The organism is Nostoc sp. (assembly GCF_036917815.1).
In the GTDB taxonomy this organism is placed as follows: Bacteria; Cyanobacteriota; Cyanobacteriia; order Cyanobacteriales; family Nostocaceae; genus Nostoc.
Genome location: NZ_JBALEK010000096.1, coordinates 1 through 7,807, shown reverse-complemented (window position 1 = coordinate 7,807; position 7,807 = coordinate 1). Strand labels below are relative to the sequence as shown.

The following is a 7,807-nucleotide window of genomic DNA, read 5'->3' as shown; positions in this document are numbered from 1 at the left end:
CGGCGGAATGGTTATGCTTCCATCACAACTGCCCAAAGATTTATCTCTCATGATATTGACAAACTTCTTGCTCTTATGGAATGAATCAGCCCTGCTTTTTTAAGGGGGGAACCGGAATCAAAGTCCCCCTTTTTAAGGGGAGCCACTGCGTTGGGCGGGTTCCCCGACTTGAAGCACGTGGCGTGGATTTAGGGGGATCTCCAAGGGTTAGGCGTATAAAAAAAACTTTTCAAACATCCTCTTAGGGGGTTAGGTTTTGCGTTGGTTTTTTGGATCAATTGGTAAGTGCGATCGCACAGGTAATCAGTAAAATGTACTAACCACACAGCTAATCCTGATTATTATTCTCTTGCTGAACTCTCTGAGCGATCGCTTCTGCAATTATCCGATTATTCTCTTCTATAGGTTTACCATCTTCAGTAAACATCGATGGATATATAATTGCTTCTGAGTCAGGAGTACGGCGACTAAATAGAATTTCCAGCGCTTCTATATCTTCCCGATTAGCAAGCACATACGCCCTCAACTCTTTTGTGGACATTTGGGTAAAATTAGGTTTCATTGACAAATCTCCAAGTTCCATCACGAAATATAAGGATTTGCAGTTCATCACCTGCCAAAATAAACACATTGTCAGTTGTGTCACTAAAACGGAATAGCTGAATTTCCCGGTAGAAATTAGACAAGTACTGGCAAATAATCACACACATAAGGGCTTGCCGCGTCGTAGGATATATATTATTTTCCTCAATTGTGACACAAATGATATTAAGCCTTAGAGGGTGAAAAATCTCAGTTACCCTAAATGGCGATGTCTACGACGGGTTGCACCAAGGCAATTTTCCCCACTGCCCGCCCAGTTTCGCTATAATCATGAGCCGCCGCTAGTTCTTGTAAGGGATATGTGCGATCGATCACTACACGAATTTTACCCCCTTCAATCAATTCTTTGAGAAAAAGCAAGTCTTTGGCGTTAGGTTTCTCAAAGAGAAATTTAGCTTTTTGACCAGGAAGAAACGCTGTTAAGACGATCTCTAACATGACTTTGGGGTTGGGTACGGTACTGATGTAAACTCCGTTGGGTTTGAGGACTCTTTTGGTTTCTGAGAGCGATCGCTTACCCACTGCATCAAAGATAATGTCATACTGCGCTGTATCTTTGGTGAAATCTTGCTGCGTATAATCAATCACGCGGTCTGCTCCCAAAGATTTTACCAAATCCAAATTTTTGGTACTGCTAACTCCTGTCACTTGTGCGCCTAAAGCCTTAGCAATTTGCACTGCAAAAATCCCTACACCGCCCGCAGCACCATTAATTAAGAGATTTTGTCCTGTTTGAATATTTCCTTTATCTCGCAGCGCTTGCAGAGCCGTGAGCGCTGCTAAAGGCACAGCAGCAGCTTCTTCATAGTTTAGATTTGTTGGTTTAAGCACCGCCAAGTTTTCTGGGATGGCTGCAAATTCGGCATAACCTCCTCCAGGGAAGTTAGTACTGCCATAAATAGCATCTCCCGGTTTAAAGCGCGTAACTTGGGAGCCAACCTCTACGACTTCTCCCGCCACATCAAACCCCAGAATCTTCGGAAATTTACTGCCGGTAATCAAACTCAACATCCCTTTGCGGATTTTCCAATCAATAGGATTGACGCTACTAGCACGAACTTTCACAAGTAACTGCGTTGGCTCAATTTTCGGCTGTTCCACATCTTCATAGTGCAAAACTTCAGTCGCGCCATACCGACGGATAACCACTGCTTTCATCGCATTCCTCCTGCTACCATATTTTGCTGAATGAACTCAGACAGCCTGTTTTTTCTGATAAATCTAGTGTAGCGATTTCCTAAAATAGGAACATCAGTCTAAAACTACACCTGTATGCCAGCTAGAGACATATACCATAATAATGTCAAAAATGCTTTGATTAAAGATAAATGGATAATTACTCATGACCCACTGACCCTGAAGTTTGGTAAAAAAGATTTGTATGTTGATTTAGGTGCTAGACAACTGTTGGCGGCGCAAAAAGCAGAATCCAAAATTGCAGTTGAGATTAAAAGTTTTACCGGCAGATCAGATGTTGATGATTTAGAAAAAGCCTTGGGTCAGTATATTTTATATCAGGATATATTGATTGAATTGGAGCCAGAACGAGTGCTATACCTTGCAGTACCTAACAGAGTTTTTGATGATTTGTTTGAAGAACCCATCGGCAAACTGTTACTGAGGAATCATCGTTTAAAGCTGATTACTTTTGATCCAAAACAGGAGGTTATTAAACAATGGATGACACCAAGTTAGATGACTATCGTCAGGTGATTGAAACTATCCTCGGTGAATATGCTTCACTGAGTTATTCTTATGCGGATATTCAATCAGAAGTGGTGTTTGATCGAAACCGCGATCGCTATTTGTGGATGGATATTGGTTGGGATGGCGATCGCCGCATTCATGGCTGTCTGGTTCATATTGACCTGATTGATGGCAAAATCTGGATTCAACGGGATGGCACGGAAGAAGGCATTGCCGCCGATTTAGAACGGGCTGGAATTCCTAAAGAACACATCGTCCTTGGCTTTCGTCCACCGGAGTTAAGACCCTACACAGGCTATGCAGTTGCTTAAAGTGCGTAGGCGCAGCCCGTCGTAGACATGGCTCTTTAAAAGTTAACACGGAACATTCTGTTTATTCTTCAGTGGTAAATACAACACCTTCATACAGCAATTCAATCGGACACTCAAATTCAATGCTGGATAGAGTAATGATATCTCCAGCTGTGTAGGGATAGTAAAGCCACATCCTCCCCTCACCGCGACAGTAACGCTCGACAGAGATTTTTTCCGAGTCAATCAAGATATACTCTTGCAGACTGGGGATTGTCAGATAGTAAGTGAATTTTTCACCCCGATCTTTAGCGCTTGTACCTGGCGAAAGAACTTCAGCAATCAGCTTGGGATGTTGAATAAATTTGCGGGCATTGAGGTCTTCAGGGTCGCAACTGACAATAACATCAGGATAATAGTAGCGACTCTGGGGAGTGAGTTGCATTTTCACGTCTGACACATTCACTCGACAACCCCTGAAACGTAAATGAGGGCGTAAGGCAGTGTACAAGTTTAGTGCAATGTCGTTATGGGGAATTGTACCGCCTGTCATGGCAAATACTTCGCCATTGGCATATTCGTAGCGAAGGTCTTGCTGAGGTTCCCATTCCAGATATTCCTCAACGGTCATTTTTGGCGGCTGTTGGGGGATGGTTATCATAACTCAGATTTTTCAGGGTTGGTCTGATTGTAGCTAAATGACACTCTGACTTTTCACCGTATTGGTAAAATCTCTCTCTAAATCTCTCTCCTAGAAGGAGAGAGACTTTGAATTTTCCCCCCTTCCCGCGACGAGTTGGGGGTTAGGGGGTTAGGTTTTTTGTTAAGGTTTGTAGTGAGCAATTCAGAAAATTCATTGCGATCGCTCAATCATGTTAGATTATAGTTTGTTGTTTCTCTCAAACACAAAATCTGAGACTTTCCTACTCATCTCCTCATTGTGGGAATGAAAAAAAAGGAGTTAAAACTTAAGTTTTTTGAAAATTATGTGCAGCAACACCTCTATTTCCATTAGGTCATATAGCTTACCAGATAAGGCTTAAAGGCATAATTGAACATCCTTGTCAAAGAAAAATTAAAAGAATATAAAGTGCATTTTTACTCTCAAAAAAATGATATGTTAGATACAGAATTGAATTTCGCACGTTTCTGGAGTAGAGCGATATAGACTACTCCAGTTTTTCACCCTCAAACCCTTGACACTTATTGCTTTTGAAGGAAATTGAGGGCAGTCTGAGTACACATTTAAATAACCCAAACCTAGTTTAAAGTTAGTTAAAGTTGTTGCTGGGATTGGGTTTTAGCTGAGTACAAAGAAATCCTGAACCCCTATCTATAAACACTAGAACCCCAACTAAAAAATACTAGAACCCCTATCCGAAAAAAACTTTTTTAATTCTTGTAATGCTTGAAGAATTAGGGTTTTTCTTATTTGAGTACAAAAGTAATAAATCCAATAAATTCTATCCTAGAGAGACGCAATATCTGGCTGGGAGACGGCTGCTATAAATCTTATATCGCCAATCACCTAACGCTCTGAAACGAAGCGAAGGGTGAGTGGAGGGATGACATAGCACTATGCCTGAAGTGAAGAGAAGTCGCGGCTGTAAGCACAATTCTACCCAAGAACCGAACGTTGACACACACCAGCCGAACATCAGATATCTATCGTCTGCCTGACTTGAAAACAAGTCGCCCGAACCCAAGGGTTTGCAGGCAGTGTGGAAGACGCGACTTCAATTCTGGGCATGAAAGAGCAGCAACAGCATCTCCCACAGTGGCAGCCAAGTCCACCGACCTTTTTGCGAAACTCAATGACATCACCGTCTATACGACTCCTCAACTCCAACGCTACGGAATCGCCAACCCAAGCAAAATCCGGTGGTTGCGGCTGCGACAGCACCAGCAGCGCCACCGTGGAAAGGGACGAAAAGCTCCAAGAACGCATTGCTAAACATCCCTGCTACAGCGAAGACGCTCATCACCACTACGCCCGGATGCACGTTGCAGTTGCTCCAGCTTGCAACATCCAATGCAACTATTGCAACCGCAAATATGATTGCGCTAACGAAAGCCGTCCTGGAGTAGTTAGCGAATTGCTAACACCAGAAGAAGCAGCACACAAAGCTTTGGTCATTGGCGGGAAGATTCCCCAAATGACAGTTGTGGGAATTGCCGGACCTGGCGACCCATTGGCGAACCCAGAAAAGACTTTCCGCACATTTGAGTTGATTGCAGCACAAGCACCAGATATCAAGCTGTGTTTATCAACCAATGGTTTAATGCTGCCAGACTACATCGATCGCATTAAACAATTAAATATAGATCACGTGACGATCACCATTAATATGGTAGATCCAGAGATCGGTGCTAAGATTTATCCTTGGGTTCACTACAGACGCAAGCGTTATAGAGGCATTGAAGGCGCGAGAATTCTCCACGAAAGACAGATGGAAGGATTGCAAGCCCTGAAAGATGCTGATATCTTGTGTAAAGTTAACTCCGTGATGATTCCCGGAATTAATGACCATCACTTAGTTGAAGTGAATCGAGTCATTCGTGAGAAAGGTGCATTCTTACACAACATCATGCCATTGATTTCTGCACCAGAACATGGCACACACTTCGGTTTAACCGGTCAACGCGGTCCCACACCCAAAGAACTCAAAGAAGTTCAAGACAATTGCTCTGGTAACATGAAAATGATGCGTCACTGTCGCCAGTGCCGCGCCGATGCAGTCGGATTGTTGGGAGAAGACCGCAGCCAAGAATTTTCCAAAGAGAAATTCTTGGAAATGGCTCCCGAATATGACATGGAACAACGCGCTACTGTTCACGAAGGAATTGAGAAGTTTAAAGAAGAACTGAAAGTAGCCAAAGATAAGGCGCTAGCTGGTAAGAAAATTGCCAATAGTCCGAAAGTTTTAGTTGCAGTCGCAACCAAAGGCGGCGGATTAGTTAACCAACACTTCGGTCATGCGAAAGAATTCCAAATTTACGAAGTGGGTGGAAACGAAGTTCGCTTTGTCGGTCATCGCAAAATTGACCAATACTGCCAAGGTGGATACGGCGAAGAAGCTTCTTTTGAGCATATTATGAAAGCGATCGCAGATTGCAAAGCAGTTTTAGTCTCCAAGATTGGTAACAGTCCTCAAGAGAAATTGCAACAAGCTGGAATACAGACTGTTGAAGCTTACGACGTAATTGAAAAGGTTGCTTTGGAGTTCTACGAGCAATACGTTAAGGAATTAGGGAATCAAGAATAGGGCATGGGGCATGGGGCATGGGGCATGGGATAAGAATTATCCTCAATGCCCTCCCCTAAACCCAATCCTCAATGCCCAATGCCCAATGCCCAATGCCCCATTCCCCAAAAGGAGAATAAATCATGGCTTACAAAATTCTTACTAGCCAGTGTATTTCCTGCAATCTCTGTCTAACGGTATGTCCCACAAATGCAATTAAAGTGGTTGACGGACAGCACTGGATTGACCCTGAACTTTGTACAAACTGCGTTGGTAGCATTCATACCGTGCCTCAGTGTAAAGCTGGTTGTCCCACCTGCGACGGTTGCGTTAAGCAGCCTAGCGATTACTGGGAAGGCTGGTTTACCAATTACAACCGCGTAGTTGCTAAATTAACAAATAAACAAGATTACTGGGAACGTTGGTTTAACTGCTATAGCGAGAAATACTCCGAACAGTTGCAAAAGCGCCAACCCCAAACAATGGCAGCAGAAGCTTAAGGGACTTCCAAATAAAAAACATCCAACTTTTCTTGTGGGGTGGGCGACACGAGTGCCCGTGACTAAGGGCGGACAAGATGTCCACCCCACAAGATTGGATAATTTATTTCTTGGTAATCCCTAAATAATTCGTAATTCTTAATTGAAGACAACAATGCAAAATAACTGCATCTATCTTGATAATAATGCTACCACTAAGGTAGACCCAGAAGTTGTAGAGGTAATGTTACCTTACCTCACAGATTATTACGGCAATCCCTCCAGTATGCATACCTTTGGTGGGCAAGTCGGTAAAGCAGTGAGAACCGCAAGAGAACAACTTGCAGCCATCCTGGGAGCCGATGAGTCAGAAATTGTCTACACAAGTTGTGGAACTGAGGGAGATAACGCGGCGATTCGAGCCGCACTGTTGGCGCAACCAGAAAAGCGCCACATCATCACCACCCAAGTTGAACATCCAGCAGTACTCAATGTCTGCAAACAATTAGAAACCCAAGGTTACACTGTTACCTATCTATCAGTAAATCATCAAGGGCAGCTGGATCTAGATGAACTAGAAGCTTCCTTGACGGGTAACACCGCCCTGGTGACTATTATGTATGCTAATAACGAAACTGGCACGATTTTCCCGATTGAGCAAATTGGGTTGCGCGTCAAAGAATCTGGCGCTATCTTCCATGTAGATGCGGTGCAAGCAGTGGGAAAAATCCCCTTGAATATGAAGACTAGCACCGTGGATATGTTAACTCTGTCTGGTCACAAGCTGCACGGTCCAAAAGGAATTGGTGCTTTATATATCCGGCGAGGGGTTCGGTTCCGTCCCTTCATGCTTGGGGGACACCAAGAACGCGGACGTAGAGCGGGAACAGAGAATGTTCCAGCAATTATCGCTTTGGGCAAAGCTGCGGAACTAGAACTGTTACACTTAGAAGAAGCAACCACAAGAGAAAGAAAGCTGCGCGATCGCCTCGAACAAACTTTACTAGCTAAAATTCCCGATTGTGTAGTCAATGGTGACGTTACGCAGAGATTGCCCAACACCACAAATATCGGCTTCAAGTATATTGAAGGTGAAGCTATCTTATTATCCTTGAATAAATACGGTATTTGTGCATCATCCGGTTCTGCTTGCACCTCCGGTTCACTAGAACCTTCCCACGTCCTGCGAGCAATGGGCTTACCCTACACAACCTTGCACGGTTCCATTCGCTTCAGTCTTTGTCGCTACACAACCGTTGCCGAAATCGATCGAGTCATAGAGGTAATGCCCAGTATTGTAGAACGTTTACGCGCCCTGTCACCCTTCAAAAATGATGATGCAGGCTGGCTGCAAGAACAAGAGCAAGCATTGGCGCATCGTTAATTAATTAGGGAATAGGGAATAGGGAATAGGGAATAGGGAATAGGGAATAGGGAATAGGGAATAGGGAATAGGGAATAGGGAATAGGGAATAGGGAATAG

9 protein-coding genes are annotated in these 7,807 nt (G+C 43.8%); 5 read left to right on the top strand and 4 right to left on the bottom strand.

Features of this window, described 5'->3' with window-relative positions; all coding sequences use genetic code 11:
• Nucleotides 1–328 precede the first annotated feature (328 nt).
• The 3 genes from V7K97_RS28985 to V7K97_RS28975 all read right to left on the bottom strand — a co-directional run bounded on the left by V7K97_RS28985 (nucleotide 329) and on the right by V7K97_RS28975 (nucleotide 1,761).
• Nucleotides 329–562: a DUF6887 family protein gene (locus V7K97_RS28985; protein WP_334804401.1), complete on the bottom strand. Its 234-nt coding sequence runs from the start codon at nucleotides 560–562 to the stop codon at nucleotides 329–331.
• The gene (locus tag V7K97_RS28980; protein WP_442938936.1) at nucleotides 552–737 is read right to left on the bottom strand and encodes a DUF6888 family protein; all 186 of its coding nucleotides are present in this window, start codon (nucleotides 735–737) and stop codon (nucleotides 552–554) included. The genes V7K97_RS28985 and V7K97_RS28980 overlap by 11 nt, the downstream gene beginning before the upstream one ends.
• 64 nt (nucleotides 738–801) lie before the next feature.
• Nucleotides 802–1,761, bottom strand: a complete 960-nt coding sequence (locus V7K97_RS28975; protein ID WP_334804399.1) for an NAD(P)-dependent alcohol dehydrogenase — start codon at nucleotides 1,759–1,761, stop codon at nucleotides 802–804.
• Between the two features lie 114 nt (nucleotides 1,762–1,875).
• Between V7K97_RS28975 and V7K97_RS28970 the strand changes: the two genes are divergently transcribed.
• Both V7K97_RS28970 and V7K97_RS28965 read left to right on the top strand, forming a co-directional pair.
• Nucleotides 1,876–2,298, top strand: coding sequence for a XisH family protein (locus V7K97_RS28970; RefSeq protein ID WP_334804398.1), 423 nt, complete (start codon nucleotides 1,876–1,878; stop codon nucleotides 2,296–2,298).
• Nucleotides 2,280–2,621 (top strand): XisI protein, encoded by a 342-nt coding sequence (locus V7K97_RS28965; protein WP_334804397.1) that lies wholly within the window; start codon nucleotides 2,280–2,282, stop codon nucleotides 2,619–2,621. The genes V7K97_RS28970 and V7K97_RS28965 overlap by 19 nt, the downstream gene beginning before the upstream one ends.
• 61 nt (nucleotides 2,622–2,682) lie before the next feature.
• On the opposite strand, the gene V7K97_RS28960 is transcribed toward V7K97_RS28965, so the two are convergent.
• Nucleotides 2,683–3,261 (bottom strand): Uma2 family endonuclease, encoded by a 579-nt coding sequence (locus V7K97_RS28960; protein ID WP_334804396.1) that lies wholly within the window; start codon nucleotides 3,259–3,261, stop codon nucleotides 2,683–2,685.
• Between the two features lie 1,153 nt (nucleotides 3,262–4,414).
• Between V7K97_RS28960 and nifB the strand changes: the two genes are divergently transcribed.
• The 3 genes from nifB to nifS all read left to right on the top strand — a co-directional run bounded on the left by nifB (nucleotide 4,415) and on the right by nifS (nucleotide 7,708).
• Nucleotides 4,415–5,866, top strand: a complete 1,452-nt coding sequence (gene nifB / locus V7K97_RS28955) for a nitrogenase cofactor biosynthesis protein NifB (protein WP_334804402.1) — start codon at nucleotides 4,415–4,417, stop codon at nucleotides 5,864–5,866.
• A 122-nt stretch (nucleotides 5,867–5,988) separates the two neighbouring features.
• Nucleotides 5,989–6,345 carry a 4Fe-4S binding protein gene (locus V7K97_RS28950; RefSeq protein WP_334804395.1) on the top strand — a complete coding sequence of 119 codons (357 nt, stop codon included), beginning with the start codon at nucleotides 5,989–5,991 and terminating at the stop codon, nucleotides 6,343–6,345.
• A gap of 154 nt (nucleotides 6,346–6,499) precedes the next feature.
• Nucleotides 6,500–7,708 (top strand): cysteine desulfurase NifS, encoded by a 1,209-nt coding sequence (gene nifS / locus V7K97_RS28945; RefSeq protein WP_334804394.1) that lies wholly within the window; start codon nucleotides 6,500–6,502, stop codon nucleotides 7,706–7,708.
• The last annotated feature ends 99 nt before the right edge of the window (nucleotides 7,709–7,807 follow it).